The 15,590-nt window shown below is 67.9% G+C and carries 16 protein-coding genes; 8 read left to right on the top strand and 8 right to left on the bottom strand.

Annotated features, from left to right (window positions below; all coding sequences use genetic code 11):
* Positions 1–13: 13 nt before the first annotated feature.
* From AB0P21_RS38505 to AB0P21_RS38490, 4 genes are all read right to left on the bottom strand, one after another.
* On the bottom strand, positions 14–991 hold the full coding sequence (locus tag AB0P21_RS38505) for a carbohydrate ABC transporter permease (RefSeq protein WP_363703943.1): 978 nt from the start codon (positions 989–991) through the stop codon (positions 14–16).
* Positions 988–1,917: a sugar ABC transporter permease gene (locus AB0P21_RS38500; RefSeq protein WP_363703941.1), complete on the bottom strand. Its 930-nt coding sequence runs from the start codon at positions 1,915–1,917 to the stop codon at positions 988–990. The genes AB0P21_RS38505 and AB0P21_RS38500 overlap by 4 nt, the downstream gene beginning before the upstream one ends.
* On the bottom strand, positions 1,917–3,296 hold the full coding sequence (locus AB0P21_RS38495) for an extracellular solute-binding protein (protein ID WP_363703939.1): 1,380 nt from the start codon (positions 3,294–3,296) through the stop codon (positions 1,917–1,919). Before AB0P21_RS38495 ends, AB0P21_RS38500 begins: the two co-directional genes overlap by 1 nt.
* A 204-nt stretch (positions 3,297–3,500) precedes the next feature.
* Positions 3,501–4,505, bottom strand: a complete 1,005-nt coding sequence (locus AB0P21_RS38490) for a LacI family DNA-binding transcriptional regulator (RefSeq protein WP_363703937.1) — start codon at positions 4,503–4,505, stop codon at positions 3,501–3,503.
* A gap of 87 nt (positions 4,506–4,592) precedes the next feature.
* On the opposite strand from AB0P21_RS38490, the gene AB0P21_RS38485 reads away from it, so the two are divergent.
* Genes AB0P21_RS38485 through AB0P21_RS38475 form a run of 3 tightly spaced genes read left to right on the top strand, consistent with a single transcriptional unit; the run spans position 4,593 to position 7,434 of the window.
* The gene (locus AB0P21_RS38485) at positions 4,593–5,837 is read left to right on the top strand and encodes a DUF4032 domain-containing protein (RefSeq protein ID WP_363703935.1); all 1,245 of its coding nucleotides are present in this window, start codon (positions 4,593–4,595) and stop codon (positions 5,835–5,837) included.
* A 50-nt stretch (positions 5,838–5,887) separates the two neighbouring features.
* A complete protein-coding gene (locus AB0P21_RS38480; protein WP_363703933.1) occupies positions 5,888–6,379 on the top strand; it encodes a SigE family RNA polymerase sigma factor in 492 nt (163 codons plus the stop codon).
* Positions 6,379–7,434 (top strand): hypothetical protein, encoded by a 1,056-nt coding sequence (locus AB0P21_RS38475; RefSeq protein ID WP_363703931.1) that lies wholly within the window; start codon positions 6,379–6,381, stop codon positions 7,432–7,434. The genes AB0P21_RS38480 and AB0P21_RS38475 overlap by 1 nt, the downstream gene beginning before the upstream one ends.
* On the opposite strand, the gene AB0P21_RS38470 is transcribed toward AB0P21_RS38475, so the two are convergent.
* The 4 genes from AB0P21_RS38470 to AB0P21_RS38455 form a co-directional block, all read right to left on the bottom strand.
* Positions 7,435–7,848 (bottom strand): type II toxin-antitoxin system VapC family toxin, encoded by a 414-nt coding sequence (locus AB0P21_RS38470; protein ID WP_363703929.1) that lies wholly within the window; start codon positions 7,846–7,848, stop codon positions 7,435–7,437.
* Positions 7,848–8,120 (bottom strand): type II toxin-antitoxin system prevent-host-death family antitoxin, encoded by a 273-nt coding sequence (locus AB0P21_RS38465; protein WP_363703927.1) that lies wholly within the window; start codon positions 8,118–8,120, stop codon positions 7,848–7,850. The genes AB0P21_RS38470 and AB0P21_RS38465 overlap by 1 nt, the downstream gene beginning before the upstream one ends.
* A 117-nt stretch (positions 8,121–8,237) precedes the next feature.
* Positions 8,238–9,005, bottom strand: a complete 768-nt coding sequence (locus AB0P21_RS38460; protein WP_363703925.1) for an SDR family NAD(P)-dependent oxidoreductase — start codon at positions 9,003–9,005, stop codon at positions 8,238–8,240.
* Positions 9,002–10,153, bottom strand: a complete 1,152-nt coding sequence (locus AB0P21_RS38455) for an acyl-CoA dehydrogenase family protein (protein WP_363703923.1) — start codon at positions 10,151–10,153, stop codon at positions 9,002–9,004. Before AB0P21_RS38455 ends, AB0P21_RS38460 begins: the two co-directional genes overlap by 4 nt.
* Positions 10,154–10,239: 86 nt before the next feature.
* Here AB0P21_RS38455 and AB0P21_RS38450 point away from each other — a divergent pair, with 86 nt between their 5' ends.
* The 5 genes from AB0P21_RS38450 to AB0P21_RS38430 all read left to right on the top strand — a co-directional run bounded on the left by AB0P21_RS38450 (position 10,240) and on the right by AB0P21_RS38430 (position 15,578).
* Positions 10,240–10,824, top strand: a complete 585-nt coding sequence (locus AB0P21_RS38450) for a TetR/AcrR family transcriptional regulator (RefSeq protein ID WP_363703921.1) — start codon at positions 10,240–10,242, stop codon at positions 10,822–10,824.
* Between the two features lie 60 nt (positions 10,825–10,884).
* On the top strand, positions 10,885–11,757 hold the full coding sequence (locus tag AB0P21_RS38445; protein WP_363703919.1) for a S1 family peptidase: 873 nt from the start codon (positions 10,885–10,887) through the stop codon (positions 11,755–11,757).
* Between the two features lie 41 nt (positions 11,758–11,798).
* Positions 11,799–13,445: an alkaline phosphatase D family protein gene (locus tag AB0P21_RS38440; protein ID WP_363703917.1), complete on the top strand. Its 1,647-nt coding sequence runs from the start codon at positions 11,799–11,801 to the stop codon at positions 13,443–13,445.
* Positions 13,446–13,588: 143 nt separating this feature from the next.
* Positions 13,589–14,476, top strand: coding sequence for a S1 family peptidase (locus tag AB0P21_RS38435; protein ID WP_363703915.1), 888 nt, complete (start codon positions 13,589–13,591; stop codon positions 14,474–14,476).
* A gap of 235 nt (positions 14,477–14,711) precedes the next feature.
* Positions 14,712–15,578, top strand: coding sequence for a S1 family peptidase (locus AB0P21_RS38430; protein ID WP_363703913.1), 867 nt, complete (start codon positions 14,712–14,714; stop codon positions 15,576–15,578).
* Positions 15,579–15,590 lie beyond the last annotated feature (12 nt).

Here is a 15,590-nt window from a genome sequence, read left to right as displayed (position 1 = left end):
GTTGGGAGGGGGATCAGCCTTTGAGGCTTCCGGCGGTGAGGCCCGCCATGATGCTGCGCTGGAACACGAAGAAGACCAGGATCGTCGGCAGCGACGCGATCACCAGCGAGGCGATCAGCACGTTCTGCGGCATCTGCGCGGACAGCGACGCGATCCCGACGCTGATCGACATCTTGTCGGTCTCCGGCAGCACCAGCAGCGGCCAGACGAAGTCCTTCCAGACCGTGACGACCGACAGGATCGACACCACGCCGAGGATCGGCCGGGAGACCGGCAGCACGATCGACCAGAGGATCCGCATCGGCGAGGCGCCGTCGATCTCGGCCGCCTCCAGCAGCTCGCGCGGGATCGAGTCGAAGAACCGCTTGAGCAGGAAGATGAAGAACCCGTTCGCTGCCGCCGGCAACCAGATCGCCCACGGGGTGTTGAGCAGGCTGAAGTGGAACAGCGGCACGTCCTTGGCCACCAGGTAGGTCGGCAGCAGCAGCACCATCGGCGGGATCATCAAGGTGGCCAGCATCAGGGCCAGGATCACCTTGCCGAAGAACGGCCGCAGCTTGGACAGCGCGTACGCCGCGGTGACGTCGACCGCGAGGGTGAACAGCCACGCGCCACCGGCGTACAGGGCGGTGTTCTTCAGGAAGACACCCAGCTGGAGCTGGTTCCAGGCATCGGCGTAGACGCCGAAGTCGAAGGTCTTCGGGAAGAAGCTCGGCGGGATCTGGGCGATCTCCTCCGGTGACTTCAGCGCGCCGGTCACCATCCAGTACAGCGGGAAGACGAAGGCCAGCGTGAAGCCGATCACCACCACGACCAGCACGGTCCAGTAGATCACCTTGCCGTGCACGGACTGCAGGGCCAGCGGCGAGACCAGGCTCCTGGTCTCGTAACCGCGGTCCTTGCCCTTGCGCTTCTTCTTGCCCGTACGCCGGGGCGCGGGCGCCGGCGTGGTTGCCTCGAGCACCTGCCGCGGTTGCAGAGTCGTTGTCATCGGCCACCTTCGTTGTCCCGCGAGACGCGCAGGTAGATCGTCGAGAAGACCATCAGGACCACCATCAGCATCAGGCCGAGCGCGCCACCGCCGCCGAAGTCACCGAAGTTGAAGGCGTACTGGTACATCAGGTAGGCCACCGTCACGGTCGCGTTCTCCGGGCCGCCGCCGGTCAGCAGGTAGGGCTCGATGAAGACCTGCATGGTCGCCACCACCTGCAGCATCAGCATCACCAGCAGGATCAGCTTGGTCTGCGGGATGGTCACGTGCCAGACCCGCTTGAACAGGCCGGCGCCGTCCAGCTCGGCGGACTCGTAGAGCTCACCAGGGATGCTCTGCAGGGCCGCCAGGTAGATCAGGGTGCCGGTGCCGAGGTTCATCCAGGTGGAGACCAGGACCAGCGACACCAGCGCGGTACTGGAGGAGTCGAGCCAGGCCAGCGGCGGGATCCCGAACACGTCCAGGATCTGGTTGAACAGGCCGGCGCCCGGATCGTAGAACCACTTGAACAACAGCACGCCGACAGCCGGCGGCAGCATCACCGGCAGGTAGACGACGAAGCGCAGGTAGCCGCGCGCGTGCCGCAGTTCGTTCAGCACCACCGCGAGCACGAACGGGACCGCGTAGCCGATCACCAGCGACAGGCCGCTGAACGCGGCCGTGTTGATCCAGGCCGACCGGAACGCGGGGTCCTCGATCACGGTGCGGAAGTTGTCGAAGCCGACCCACTTGGCCGGGTCGACGAAGTTGTTCTCCTGGAAGGAGAGCACGACCTCGCGGATCATCGGGTACCAGGAGAAGAAGGCGAAACAGATCAGCGCCCCGCACAGGAACCCGTACGCCGTGAGGTTCCTGCCCACCGCGCGGCGCGCCGCTCCCTGGGGAAGGGAGCGGCGCACCGGCGGCTTCGCGGTCAGCAGAGCCATCAGGTGTTCTTGGCGAGGATCTTGTTCGCCTTGCCCTCAGCGTCCGAGAGCAGCTTGTCGATGTCGGCGTCCTTGCGGGTCAGCACCGCGGACATCGCCACGTCCAGGACGGCGTACAGCTCCTGCGCCTTCGGCGGCTCGAGCTTGTTGGTGATGTCGGCCTGCGCGTCGACGTACGGGGTGAAGTGGTCCACCGGGACGGTCGCGAACTGCTTGCGCAGAGCAACGATTTCCTTCCCCGGCGCCGAGTTGCCGTACAGGTCCGGGATCGGCAGGCCGACCGGGCGGCCCTGGGTCTTGGCCCGCTCGTAGTTGAACTGGCCCTTGCCCGGCGTCAGCTCGTGGAACTCCAGCCAGGCCAGCCCGGCCTTGATCTTCTCCGGCGTCGCCTTCGGGTTGAACATGTAGCCGTCGCCACCGCTCAGCGACGACTTGCCCTGCGACTCCGGTACGGCGGTCACGCCGTAGTCCTCGAACTTGCCCTGGAAGTCGTTGTTGACCGACTGGACCACGTCCGGCGCGCCGATCATCATGCCGAGCTTGCCCGAGCCCATCATCCGCATCAGGTCTTCCCACTGCAGCAGCTGCTTGGTGCCCATCGAGTTGTCGTCCCAGCGCATCTTCTTCAGGTTCTCCAGCACGGCCTTGCCCTCGGCGCTGTTGAACGCGGCCGACTTGCCGTCGTCGGCGACCATCGAACCGCCACGGGCGTACAGCGAGGCGGCGAAGTGCCATCCGCCGGTGTTGCCCGCGCTGTACTCACCAAAGCCCGTGTAGCCCGCGCCGAGACCGGCGATCTTCTTGGCGGCCTCCTGGACCTCGCCCCACGTCTTGGGCGGCGAGTCCGGGTTCAGGCCGGCCTGGGTGAAGAGCTTGCGGTTGTAGACCAGGCCCATGTTGTAGTTGTTGCGCGGCAGGCCGTAGGTCTTGTCCTCGGACTTGAAGACGCCCTGGACATCCGGGCGGACGTCCTTGAGGGCCTTCACGTCGGCCAGGTACGGGCTGATGTCCGCGGCCTGCTTGGCCTTGATGATCTTCTGCACGTCGGTGTAGTAGACGTAGAAGACGTCCTCCTGGGTGCCGCCGGCCAGCTTCGCCTGGAAGGTGTCCGGGTTGATGCAGGGGAACGCGTCCTTGCTCTGGATCGTGACGTTCGGGTGCAGCTTCTGGAAGGCGGCGACGTCCTCGTCCCAGCCGGCGCGTTCCTTCGGGTTGCTCTTCGGCGGCTGGCAGCCCACGGTGATCGTGACCGGGGCGTTCGCGTCGCCGGAGCTCTGTGCGGCCGGCTTGTCGTCCCCGGATCCACAGGACGCGGCCGCCAGGCCGAGCCCTGCCACGAGCAACAGGCTGAGCGCCTTGCGGTGGCTCGTTGTCCTCATCGATGTGCCCTTCTGCTGACGAGGGCGCTTTCCGTCCCGCCCCTCGGATGTGGTCCGTACCGTAGGCAACGCGACCGGATGTGCGCAATACTTCGATCGCAAGTTGCAAAAACGTGACTACGCGAGGGAACAAAACAAAACGGAGGCCTCGAACAGTTCCCTGTTCGAGACCCCCGTGGGGTGTCTGTCGTTGTCAGACCAGGCTTACACCTTGGCTGTCGACCTCAGCCGGGCGGTCGACGCGCGGACCACCAACTCGGGCTCGAACAGCAACTCGTCGGCCGGTACGGCGGCCCGCTCGATCAGCGCGACCAGCATGTCGACGGCGGCCCGGCCCATCGCGTCGATCGGCTGCCGGACCGTGGTCAGTGGCGGGTCGGTGCAGTTCATCATCGCGGAGTCGTCGTACCCGATCACCGAGACGTCGTCGGGCACCGACAGGCCGGCCCGGCGGACCGCCCGGATCGCGCCGAGCGCCAGGATGTCGCTGGCGCAGACGATGCCGGTGACGCCCTGCTTGACCAGCCGGCTGGTGGCCGCGTGGCCACCCTCGAGCGAGAACATGGTGTGCTCGACCAGGGCCGGGTCGGCCTCCGGCGAGGCGAGGAAGGCGTCCAGCTTGCGCCGCGACGGGATGTGGTCGCGCGGTCCGAGCACCATCCCGATCTTCTGGTGGCCGAGCGCGCGCAGGTGGCCGATCGCCATCTCCGCCGCGACCACGTCGTCCGAGGACACCTGCGGGAAGCCGAGATGGTCGACCGCCGCGTTGACCAGCACGGTCGGCAGCTTGCGTTCCTGGATCAGCTCGTAGTGCGCGTGCGGCGCATCGGCCTGCGCGTAGAAACCACCGGCGAAGACGACGCCCGAGACCTGCTGCTGCAGGAGCAGGTCGACGTAGTCGGCCTCGGAGACACCGCCGACGGTCCTGGTGCACAGCAACGAGGTGAAGCCCTGCTGGGCCAGCGCGCCGCCGACCACCTCGGCGAAGGCCGGGAAGATCGGGTTCTGCAACTCCGGCAGCACCAGGCCGACCAGCCGGGCCCGGTCGCCACGAAGCTGGGTCGGACGCTCGTAGCCGAGCACGTCCAGCGCGGTCAGCACCGCCTCGCGGGTCGCCTCGGAGACGCCCGGTTTACCGTTCAGCACCCGGCTCACGGTCGCTTCACTCACACCGACCTTTTTGGCCACCTCTGCAAGACGTCGAGTCATAACGCAAACACTACGCCATATTTCGCAAATTCTTGCAGTCGCTTACGTTCATTACCCGATCCGTCAGGAACTGACACACTGGTCACCGTGCCTCGCTTCGTCGCCACCCGCCCGGACACCGGACTGCTGTCACTCCCGTGGGACATCCCGCTGGAGGACTGGCCCGAGGACCAGCTCGTCGCACTGCCGCGCGGTATCTCGCGGCACGTGGTCCGCTTCGTCCGGGTGAACGGCACGGTCTACGCGATCAAAGAAGTGATGGAACACCTCGCGATGCACGAGTACCGGCTGCTGCGCGACCTGGAGCGCCTCGACTCCCCCTCGGTCGAGCCGGTCGGCGTGATCACCGACCGGCTGGACAAGAACGGGGAGCCGCTCGACTCGATCCTGGTCACCAAGCACCTGCAGTTCTCGCTGCCGTACCGCGCGCTGTTCTCCAGCACGCTGCGCCCGGACACCGTCAACCGGCTGATCGACGCCCTGGTCGCGCTGATCGTCCGGATGCACCTGCTCGGCTTCTTCTGGGGCGACTGCTCGCTGTCGAACACCTTGTTCCGCCGCGACGCCGGCGCCTTCGCGGCGTACCTGGTGGACGCCGAGACCGGCGAGCTGCACCAGGACATCTCCGACGGCCAGCGCGCGCACGACCTCTACACCGCCGAGATCAACCTGTTCGGCGAGTTCTCCGACCTGGAGGCCGGTGGCCTGCTCGACCAGGACATCGACCCGCTGGAGACGATCACCACCATCACCGCCCGGTACGAGGCGCTCTGGAAGGAGCTGACCGCGCCGGAGGAGTTCCACTCCGACGAGATGCACCGGCTGGACTCCCGGATCCGGCGGCTGAACGAGCTCGGCTTCGACGTCGCCGAGATCGACATCATCACCGACTGGGACGGCAGCCAGGTCCGGATCCAGCCGAAGGTGGTGGACGCCGGCCACCACTCCCGCCGGCTGCTGCGGCTGACCGGTCTCGACGTCGAGGAGAACCAGGCCCGCCGGCTGCTCAACGACCTCGACTCGTACTCCGCCGCGACCGACCAGCAGAACGAGGACGAGGAGATCGTCGCCCACGAGTGGCTGACCGACGTGTTCGAACCGGTTGTCCGCTCGGTCCCGCGGGACCTGAAGCGCAAACTCGAGCCGGCCGAGGTGTTCCACGAAGTACTCGAGCACCGCTGGTTCCTGTCCGAGCAGGCCGGCCACGAGATCGACACGATGGAGGCGGCCCGCTCGTACGTCGGCGACGTCCTGGCCGCCAAGCCGGACGAGAAGCTGACCCTGCCGCCGGCTCCGCTGCCCGGTACGACGCTCGACCCCGATCTGGACTGACATGCAACGTCTCCCCTCCCGCCTGCGTGGTACCGGGTAGGAGGTGGGGGATGGACTTCGACGAGTGGGTCAGGGCGCGAGGTGCCGCGCTGTTGCGGTTCGCGTACCTGGTCACCCGGGACCACACGCGCGCCGAAGAGGCAGTGCAGGACGCCCTTGTCGCGGCGTACTCGCGCTGGTCGCGGATCCAGAGCGCCGGTGATCCGGAGGCCTATCTGCGCCGGGCCGTCGTCAACGCCGACATCTCCCGCTGGCGCAAGTTCTTCCGTCGCGAGACGCCGGTCGGCGAGGCCGCCGGCTTCGACTCGGCGACAGCGGACCACGCCGGACCGTACGCCGAACACGACGCGGTCTGGGCTCTCTGCGCCTCCCTCCCGACCAAACAGCGCGCCGCCGTCGTCCTCCGGTACTACGAAGGGCTGCCGGACAACGAGATCGCCGAGATCCTCGACTGCACTCCCGGCACGGTCCGCTCCCAGATCCATCGCGCCCTGGCGTCCCTGCGGACGAGCCTGGGCACGACCGAGGAGGTCACCCACTGATGACCAGCCAGGAAGAAACCCTGCTCACGGAGAGCCTGGACCGGCAGGCCGCTCAGGCGCCCGACGACCGCGACCTGCTCAACACCGTGCGCTCCCGCCTGCGTCGCCGCCGCTCCGGCCGGGCAGCCGGTTCACTCGTCCTCGCCTGCGCGGCGGTGGCCACCGGCATCTTCGGCGTCCATTCAGTGCTGGGTCCGGGGGTGACAGCCGGTCCGGACGTTGCCCCGGCAACTCAGATCTCGCCCGGCCCGACACCGACCGAGGGCTGGCGCTGGGAGTCCTATCGGACGATCCAGCTCCAGGTGCCCAGCGACTGGACCTACGGCACGACCGACCGGCCGGCTTGCATGGTGCAGAAGAAGGAGCCCCCGTACGTCGGCCGCCCGGGGATGGTGCCGTCGATCGGCTGTCAGTCCTGGGTGCTGGGACCCGCGGTGCGTTCGCCGTACCTGTGGTTCGCGTCCTCGCGGCTGGTCGGCAGTCAGGACGCCGGCGACGGCTGGGTCGAGGAGACCCGGGAGTTCGACAACGTGAAGGTGACTGTCTTCGCCGGTGACGCGGCCCAACGAAGGCGCATCTTCGATACGGTCACCCCGATCGTCAGCGTCGACGGCAACGGCTGCCCGCCGGTGGTCCCGATCGCCGCGCCCCGCACCGGCAACCCGCTGGCGACCGTCGGGGCCGTCCGGTCGATCAGCGTCTGCTCCTACGGCGCTCAAGTCCTGACCGCGAGCTCCACCCTGCCGGCCGATCGAGCCCGCTCGACAGTGGCCGCCATCCTCGCCGCACCACGAGGCGGTGGACCCAACAAGCCGGAGTGCACTGACTTCAGCCCGGTCGACGTCCTGCTCCTGGTCAAGGGCAGCAAGCACGACGCCGAGGTCACCATCCGCTACAGCCAGTGCACCGACAACGGCACCTTCGACGGCACCACCACCCGCCGCCTGGCCAGGTCCTACCTCGAACCACTCCTGACCGGCGCCCACGCGCTGGCCGGCTGGACCGGCGAGAGCGGCCTCGGCCTGATCAACTACAGCCCCGCCAAGTCCAAGTAGTCAGCGCGGGGCATCCGGAAGACCTGGAGACGCGATCGGCAGTCCCAGGTCTTCCGCTGCAGCAAGCAACCTGCGGTCGTACGTCACGAAGGACGTCAGGTCGTCAGCCAGTACTGCGTCCGCGGTGGCGAGGTGAATCGCATCGAGCGACCGGAGGGCGAGCTCTTCGTAGGCGGCAGCGGTCGTCCGGACCAGCTCGTCGATCTCGTAGACGGCGATCCGGCCGAGCACGCCGGGGACGGCGGCCAACAAGGCCGGCTCGGTCCGTCGTACAGCACGAGGAAGCTCGACCTCGGCCAGGGTCGAGGAGACCAGCAGTTCGTCCGGTTGATCCACGATCCAGTCGACGAGGGCATCCGACTCCACCTCGCGACGGACGAGCTTCACCAGCGCCGCGGTGTCGAGGTAGATCATCAGTACCGTTCCTCGTCCCGCATCTCCTCCAGCAACTCACCAGCCTGCTGATCCGTGCGCACCGCACCCCGTGGGTGCGGCAGCGGGCCGGTGGTTCGCGGCAGCCGGAGCTTGCCGGTCTCCAGCAAACGAGCGACCGGGGACGGGGTGGCAGGGATCAGCCGGGCGATCACCGCGCCGCGCTCGGTGATCTCGATCTCCTCACCCTGCTTCACCCGGGCCAGCACCTTCGCTGTCTCCTGATTCAGCACCCGTACCGGAATCTCGACCATCGTCACATTGTAGTACATATTTGTCAGACACCTCCTCCGCCGCGAACCGTCCGTCGGTTCAGCAGAGAAGTTATCCGCGTTGAGACCTCGCCCGACGTCTGTCCACAGGACAGTTGATCAGCGCGGGGGCATTCGGAGGGCGCCGTCGAGGCGGATCACTTCGCCGTTGAGGAGTTGGTTGCCGACGATGTGGTCGACGAGGGCGGCGTACTCCGAGGGGCGGCCGAGGCGGGCCGGGTGCGGGACCTGCTGCTCCAGGACCTTGCGGGCGTCCTCGGGGAGGCCGGCCAGCATCGGGGTCTCCATCGTGCCGGGGGCGATGGTGACGACACGGATGCCCTTGTCGGCCAGGTCGCGGGCGGCGGTCAGGGTGAGGGCGACGATGGCGCCCTTGCTGGACGCGTACGCCGCTTGGCCGATCTGGCCGTCGTACGCCGCGATCGAGGCGGTCATCACGACCACACCGCGGTCACCGTCCTCGTCGGGCTCGAGGGCGATCATCCGCTCGGCGGCGAGCCGGAGCACGTTGAAGGTGCCGATCAGGTTGACCTCGATCACCTGCCTGAAGGTTGCCAGCGGCAACGGTCCCTTGCGGCCGACGACCCGGCCGGGGGTGGCGATGCCGGCGCAGGTGACGACCAGGCGCAGCGAGCCCAGCTCGGCGGCCGCGTCGAGGGCAGCCGTGACGGCGGCCTCGTCGGTGACATCGGTGGGCACGAACACGACGCGCTCCCCCAGTTCGTCGGCGATCGCCTTGCCGGCCGAGGACGGCAGGTCGCAGATCACCACGCCGGCGCCGGCCGCGGCGAACCGGCGTACGGTCGCCTCGCCCAGGCCGGAGCCACCACCGGTGACGAGCGCGACATCGGACTGGCCAAGCTTCATCGAACACTCCTGAGAAGATCGCGGCTGATCACCAGTCGCTGGATCTGGTTGGTTCCTTCGAAGATCTGGGTCACCTTGGCCTCGCGCATGTAGCGCTCGGCCGGGAACTCGCGGGTGTAACCGTAGCCACCGAGCACCTGGACCGCGTCGGTGGTCACCTTCATCGCGTTGTCGGTGCAGACCAGCTTGGCGATCGCCGCCTGCTGGGTGAACGGCCGGCCGAGGTCGCGCCGCCGGGCCGCCTGCAGGTACGTCGCGCGCGCCGACTCGGTCGCCGCGGCCATGTCGGCGAGCAGGAACTGGACGCCCTGGAAGTCCGAGATCGGCTGACCGAACTGCTCCCGGCCCAGCGCGTACGACGCCGCCAGATCGAGCGCGGCCTGCGCCAGCCCGACCGCGCACGCCGCGATCCCGAGCCGGCCCGAGTCGAGCGCCGACAGGGCGATCCGCATCCCGTCGCCCTCCTCGCCGATCAGGTTGGCGACCGGGATCCGGACCTTGTCGAAGTTGACCAGCGTGGTGGTCGACCCGGTCAGGCCCATCTTGCGCTCAGGTGCACCAAAGCTGAGCCCGCCGGACGAGGCCGGCACATGGAAAGCCGAGATGCCGTGCTTCGGATCGGCCGAGGTCCGCGCGAAGGTGGTGTAGAAGTCGGCGTGCGAGCCGTGCGTGATCCACGACTTGGTGCCGGACAGCACGTACTCGTCGCCGTCGCGGACCGCCTTCGTCGTCATCGCGCTGATGTCCGACCCGGCCTGCGGCTCCGACAACGCGTACGCGCCGAGCAGGTCGCCGCCGACCATGTCGGGCAGCAGCAGCTCGCGCTGGTCCGGCGAGCCGAAGTTGGCGATCGCGTAGCTGGTCATCGTGTGCACGGACAGCCCGACGCCGACCGACATCCAGGCCGCGGAGATCTCCTCGAGCATCTGCAGATAGACCTCGTACGGCTGCTCGGCGCCGCCGTACTGCTCCGGATACGGCAGGCCCAACAGCCCGGCCCGGCCGAGCGTGCGGAACGCCTCCCGCGGGAAACTCTCGGTCTCTTCCGCCTTCGCGGCGTACGGCGCGAGCTCGTGCTCGCACAGGTCCCGGACCAGGCCCAGCAGATCGCCGGCTTCCTCGGTCGGGAGCAAGCGGTCGACCGCCATCGGGCACCCCTCTCAACGAGCTACCGAAATGATACTCGCATTGATACTGAAGACCATACTTGAGTATCGTTCTATGCTGTCTCGATATGACAACAGTCGTCCCCGGGCGTCGGACCCGCAGGCAGTCGGAGCTGCTCGACCGGCTCCTGTCCCTGTTTCTCAGCCAAGGCTTCAGCAGGTTCACCCTGGACGACCTGGCCGCCGAGCTGCGCTGCAGCAAGACGACCCTGTACGCACTGGCGCCGAGCAAGGAGCAGCTCGCCGTCGAGGTGGTCAAGCACTACTTCAAGAACGCCACCGCGGAGGTCGAGGCGGCGGTCGCCAAGCAGACCCGGCCGGACCGCCGGATCGCGGCGTACCTGAACGCCGTCGCCGACGCGCTGCGGCCGGCCGGCCGGACCTTCCTGGACGACGTCGCCACGTTCGCGCCGGCCCGGTCGGTCTACGAGCGCAACACCCGGATCGCGGCCGACCGGGTCCGGTCGCTGATCGAGGACGGGATCGCCAGCCGGGCCTTCCGGCAGGTCGACATCGGCTTCGCGGCCGAGATGGTCGCGCACACCATGCAGGCGATCCAGCGCGGTGACATCACCCGGCGGACCGGCCTCAGTGACGCCGAGGCGTACCGCGAGCTGGCATCGTTCGTGTTGCACTCACTGCGTCACGACTGAGATGCGGCCGGTTGCTGCCAGCGACCGGTCTGGACCGCTCACAGTGGAAGGCTGTTCACCATGACTGCTTCTTTCAGCCGCGTGGCAGCACTGCTGGTCACCGGTGCGCTCACCCTGTCGGTCCTTCCGGTCGCCTCGGCGGCCAAGCCTGAGCCGCCGCGCTCCGCGGCCGCGATCACCGCCGCCCTGAACGAGAGCGTGGAGATCCCCGGCACCGCGTGGATGACCCGGCCGGACGGCACGGTCCTGGTCTCCTACGACTCGACCGTGACCGGCGCCAAGCTCCAGTCGCTGACCAAGCAGACCCGGGCACTGGGCGGCGACAAGGTCGTGCTGGAGAAGCTGCCCGGCAAGCTCAGCAAGAAGCTCGGTGGCGGCGGCGTGATCTGGGGCGGCGAGTACAAGTGCTCGCTCGGCTTCAACGTGCAGCGCAAGGGCCGGTTCTACTTCCTGACCGCCGGCCACTGCGGCAACGTTGCGTCGAACTGGTACCACGACGAGAACAAGACGAACCGGATCGGCACCGTCCACCACTCCAGCTACGCCTGGAACGACTACGCCCTGGTCGTCTACCGGTCCGGGCTCAAGCCGGGCGGCAGCGTGAACCTCTACAACGGCCGCTCGCAGGACATCACCAAGGCGATGAACCCTGGCATCAACCAGCTCGTCTACCGCACCGGCGCCACCACCGGGCTGCACAGCGGCCGGGTCACCGGGCTGAACGCCACGGTGAACTACGAGGACGGCCGGGTGGCCGGGCTGATCCGCACCAACGTCTGCGCCGAGCACGGCGACTCCGGCGGCCCGCTGTTCTACCGCAACTTCGCCTTCGGGCTCACCTCCGGCGGCACCGGTGACTGCCAGACCGGCGGCGTCACCTACTTCCAGCCTGTCGTCGAGGCCCTCAACGTGTACGGCGTCAATGTCTACTGATCCGGTACACCGAGCTTGGCCCGCGCGGTAGCGTTTCCTGAATGCAACTGAAGTTGGGGCCGCTGCTCCGGTACGTCGACGAAACCCGGGCGACTGTGTGGGTCGAGACCACCGAGGCCGGCGAGGTCGAGGTACTCGGGCATCGCACCCGGACCTGGTCGGTGCACGGGCACCACTACGCCCTGGTGCTGATCGAAGGACTCGAGCCGGCCAGCGCCACGCCGTACGAGGTGCACCTGGACGGCGAGAAGGTGTGGCCGTTGGCCGACAGTCCGTACGGGCCGAGTATGATCCGGACACCTCGGGCCGACGGGACGTTCCGGCTGACCTTCGGTTCGTGCCGGCGGTCGGCGCCGTTCGACGAGCAGGGGTTCAAGGATTTCGGGCCGGACGCGTTGGTCGCGCTGGCCCAGCGGATGGCCCCCGAGGATGTCGACTGGCCCGATGCGGTGCTGCTGCTGGGCGATCAGGTCTACGCGGACGACCCGTCGGACGCAGTACTGGAGAAGTTGCGGGCCACCCATGGTGATCGGCAGGACTCCGAGGTGGCCGACGAGATCGGCAACTTCGAGGAGTACACCTGGCTGTACGACGACGCCTGGCTGAACCCGGCGGTCCGGTGGCTGTTCTCGACCGTGCCGCTGTGCATGTTGCTCGACGACCACGATCTGCGCGACGACTGGAACACCTCGCTGACCTGGCGCCGCTGGGTCACCAAGCAGCCCTGGTGGCACGACCGGGTGGTCGGCGCCTATGCGTCGTACTGGGTCTACCAGCACCTCGGCAACCTGTCGCCGGAGCAGCTGGACAAGGATCCGACGTACGCCGCGATGCGCGGGCTGGACGACGAGGACGAGCGCAGCTCCTATCTGGACGCGTTCGCCTGGGAGGCCGACGAGGACCCGGCCTCGACCCGGTGGAGCTTCTACCGAGACTTCGGCGCCCGGTCCCGCGGGGTCCGGCTGGTGGCGGTGGATTCTCGGTGCTCAAGGCATCTGCAACCCGGTGAGCGGGCGATGGTCGACGCGCACGAGTGGGAGTGGGTCCGGCGGCACACGATCGAGGCGACCCAGCCGATCCACCACCTGCTGTTCGCCTCCACGCTGCCGTTCCTGCTCGCGCCCGGGCTGCATCACCTGGAGGGCTGGGACGAGGCGATCTCGTCCGGCGCCTGGGGTGCGCGCGGATCGCGGCTCGGCGAGAAGATCCGGCAGGGGATGGATCTGGAGCACTGGGCGTCGTTCCGCAACTCCTTCGACGACGTGACCGAGCTGTTCGGCGACCTGGTCCGGTCCGACGATCCGCCGAAGTCGATCCTGATGCTGTCCGGCGACGTGCACTGCAGCTACCTGGCCGAGGCGTCGCTGACCGGGGTCGAACACCCGCGGACGGCGATCCGGCAGCTGACCATGTCGCCGTTCCGCAACCCGGTCGGTTGGCATATCAGGCTGGCCAACAAACTGCTCGACAGCCGCCCGATGACCAAGGCGCTGCACGCGCTGGCCCGGTCGGCCGGCGTCCAGGACGTCGCGGCGAGCTGGCGGACGGCGTACGGGCCGTGGTTCGAAAACGGCGTGATGACGGTGATTGTCCAGGGTGACACCGCGGCGGTCGCGGTGGATCACGCGCGGCTGACGGCCGGGCGGCACGAGCTGCGGAGCACCTTGCGGCACGAACTCACCGGTTGAGGGTCCGCAAGAGGGCGGACGGAGGGAAACCCTTACTCTCCGAGTTCGCACGGGTACTTTATGACAGTTTCGGGTAGAACAGATCACGGTTGAGTCAAGAACGCACCCGCCCCGAGCGCGTTCTCATTCTGAGGAGGCTGACCGTGAAGTTCCCTTCCGCCCGCCGTACCGCAGCAATCCTGGCCGTTGCCGGATTGGCCGCTACCACCGCACTGCTGTCCAGCCAGGCGACCGCTGCCCCCGTGCAGCCGTCCACCCTGTCGGCCAGCGCCATCTCCGCCACGTTGACCCGGGACGCCTCGATCCCCGGCACCGCGTGGAACACCCAGCCCGACGGCCGGATCATCGTCTCGTACGACGACACGGTGACCGGGTCGAAGCTGTCAGCGCTGACCGGCGTCACCAAGCAGTTCGGCAGCCGCATCACCCTGGAGAAGATTCCGGGCAAGCTCACGAAGTACCTCAGCGGTGGTGACGCCGTCTACGGCGGCCAGTACCGCTGCTCTGTCGGTTTCAACGTCCGGAGCGGAAGCACCTACTACTTCCTGACCGCCGGACACTGCGGAAACATCGCCTCGTCGTGGTACTCCAACTCGGCCAAGACCACCCTGGTCGGCAACGTCACCGGCTCGAGCTTCCCGGGCAACGACTACGCGATCGTCAAGTACCCCGCCTCCTACACCAACCACCCTGGCAACGTGAACCTCTACAACGGTTCGTACCAGGACATCACCACGGCCGGAAACGCCTCGGTCGGCCAGGCGGTCAAGCGCAGCGGTAGCACCACCGGCCTGCGCAGCGGCTCGGTCACCGGCACCAACGCGACCGTGAACTACGCCGAAGGCAGCGTCTCCGGCCTGATCCGCACCAACGTCTGCGCCGAGGGCGGCGACTCCGGTGGCGCGCTGTTCGCCGGCACCACCGCGCTGGGTCTGACCTCGGGCGGCAACGGCAACTGCTCCTCCGGCGGTACGACGTACTTCCAGCCGGTCACCGAGGTGCTCAGCCGGTACGGCGTGAGCGTCTACTGATCTGTCTGAGCCCCTGACAACGGCTCTCCGAACGCCCCCTGCCGCTGGTCGGCAGGGGGCGTTTGTCATAACTCGCGAGTTAGGTATGTGCATAGCATTGGCTCGGCCAGACGAAGGATGACCCTCACATAGCGACGCCATCCGAGTACTCACAGAGACGCCGGGTAGGTCTCTCCTCGGTTAGGTCTAGGACGCATCCGCCCCCGAATGCGTCCTCATCGTGAGGAGACGAACCATGCGCATTTCCAGAACCGCAGCAGTTCTCGCCACCGCAGGACTCGCCGCTACCACCACTTTGCTGGCCACCCAGGCCAACGCCGCGCCGCCCGGCCCGGCAGCCATCACCGCGACACTGACCCGCGAGGCATCGATCCCCGGCACCGCGTGGGTGACCGACCCGAAGACCGGCGTCGTCACCGTTTCGTACGACGACACCGTGACCGGATCCAAGCTGACGGCGCTGACCGGCGTCACCAAGAGCCTCGGCAGCAACGTCAAGGTCGAGAAGATCCCCGGCAAGCTGACCAAGCTGGTCAGCGGCGGCGACGCCATCTACGGCGGCAGCTCGCGCTGCTCCCTCGGCTTCAACGTGACCGACGGCAGCTCGTACTACTTCGTGACGGCCGGCCACTGCGGCAACATCGCCGCCACCTGGTACGCCGACTCGGGTCACGCCACCTCGGTCGGCGACACCCAGGGCTCGAGCTTCCCGGGCAACGACTACGCCCTGGTGAAGTACCCGGCCGGTACGCCGGAACCGGCCGGCAACGTGGACCTCTACAACGGCTCGTTCCAGGAGATCACCTCGGCCGGTGACGCCTCGGTCGGCCAGGCGGTCCAGCGCAGCGGCTCCACCACCCAGGTGCACGACGGCACCGTCACCGGCGTCAACGCGACGGTCAACTACGCCGAGGGCAGCGTCTCCGGTCTGATCCAGACCAACGTCTGCGCCGAGCCCGGCGACTCCGGCGGCGCCCTGTTCGCCGGCAGCACCGCGCTGGGTCTGACCTCCGGCGGCTCCGGTAACTGCTCCTCCGGCGGCACCACCTACTTCCAGCCGGTCACCGAAGCCCTCTCCACCTACGGCGTGAACGTCTACTGACCTTCCTGAGCA

Origin of the sequence: Kribbella sp. NPDC056861, assembly GCF_040687575.1 — a bacterium.
Taxonomy (GTDB): domain Bacteria; phylum Actinomycetota; class Actinomycetes; order Propionibacteriales; family Kribbellaceae; genus Kribbella.
Note: the sequence above shows the minus strand (reverse complement) of the source record. Positions and strands in the feature narration are given on the sequence as shown.

Excerpts from the sequence above, each read along its gene's own strand:
- AB0P21_RS38430 (WP_363703913.1), top strand. The coding sequence starts at position 14,712 with ATGCGCATTTCCAGAACCGCAGCAGTTCTCGCCACCGCAGGACTCGCC.
- AB0P21_RS38490 (WP_363703937.1), bottom strand. The coding sequence starts at position 4,505 with ATGACTCGACGTCTTGCAGAGGTGGCCAAAAAGGTCGGTGTGAGTGAA.
- AB0P21_RS38505 (WP_363703943.1), bottom strand. The coding sequence starts at position 991 with ATGACAACGACTCTGCAACCGCGGCAGGTGCTCGAGGCAACCACGCCG.
- AB0P21_RS38465 (WP_363703927.1), bottom strand. The coding sequence starts at position 8,120 with ATGGTCGAGATTCCGGTACGGGTGCTGAATCAGGAGACAGCGAAGGTG.
- AB0P21_RS38455 (WP_363703923.1), bottom strand. The coding sequence starts at position 10,153 with ATGGCGGTCGACCGCTTGCTCCCGACCGAGGAAGCCGGCGATCTGCTG.
- AB0P21_RS38495 (WP_363703939.1), bottom strand. The coding sequence starts at position 3,296 with ATGAGGACAACGAGCCACCGCAAGGCGCTCAGCCTGTTGCTCGTGGCA.
- AB0P21_RS38450 (WP_363703921.1), top strand. The coding sequence starts at position 10,240 with ATGACAACAGTCGTCCCCGGGCGTCGGACCCGCAGGCAGTCGGAGCTG.
- AB0P21_RS38480 (WP_363703933.1), top strand. The coding sequence starts at position 5,888 with ATGGACTTCGACGAGTGGGTCAGGGCGCGAGGTGCCGCGCTGTTGCGG.
- AB0P21_RS38470 (WP_363703929.1), bottom strand. The coding sequence starts at position 7,848 with ATGATCTACCTCGACACCGCGGCGCTGGTGAAGCTCGTCCGTCGCGAG.
- AB0P21_RS38500 (WP_363703941.1), bottom strand. The coding sequence starts at position 1,917 with ATGGCTCTGCTGACCGCGAAGCCGCCGGTGCGCCGCTCCCTTCCCCAG.
- AB0P21_RS38460 (WP_363703925.1), bottom strand. The coding sequence starts at position 9,005 with ATGAAGCTTGGCCAGTCCGATGTCGCGCTCGTCACCGGTGGTGGCTCC.
- AB0P21_RS38445 (WP_363703919.1), top strand. The coding sequence starts at position 10,885 with ATGACTGCTTCTTTCAGCCGCGTGGCAGCACTGCTGGTCACCGGTGCG.
- AB0P21_RS38475 (WP_363703931.1), top strand. The coding sequence starts at position 6,379 with ATGACCAGCCAGGAAGAAACCCTGCTCACGGAGAGCCTGGACCGGCAG.
- AB0P21_RS38440 (WP_363703917.1), top strand. The coding sequence starts at position 11,799 with ATGCAACTGAAGTTGGGGCCGCTGCTCCGGTACGTCGACGAAACCCGG.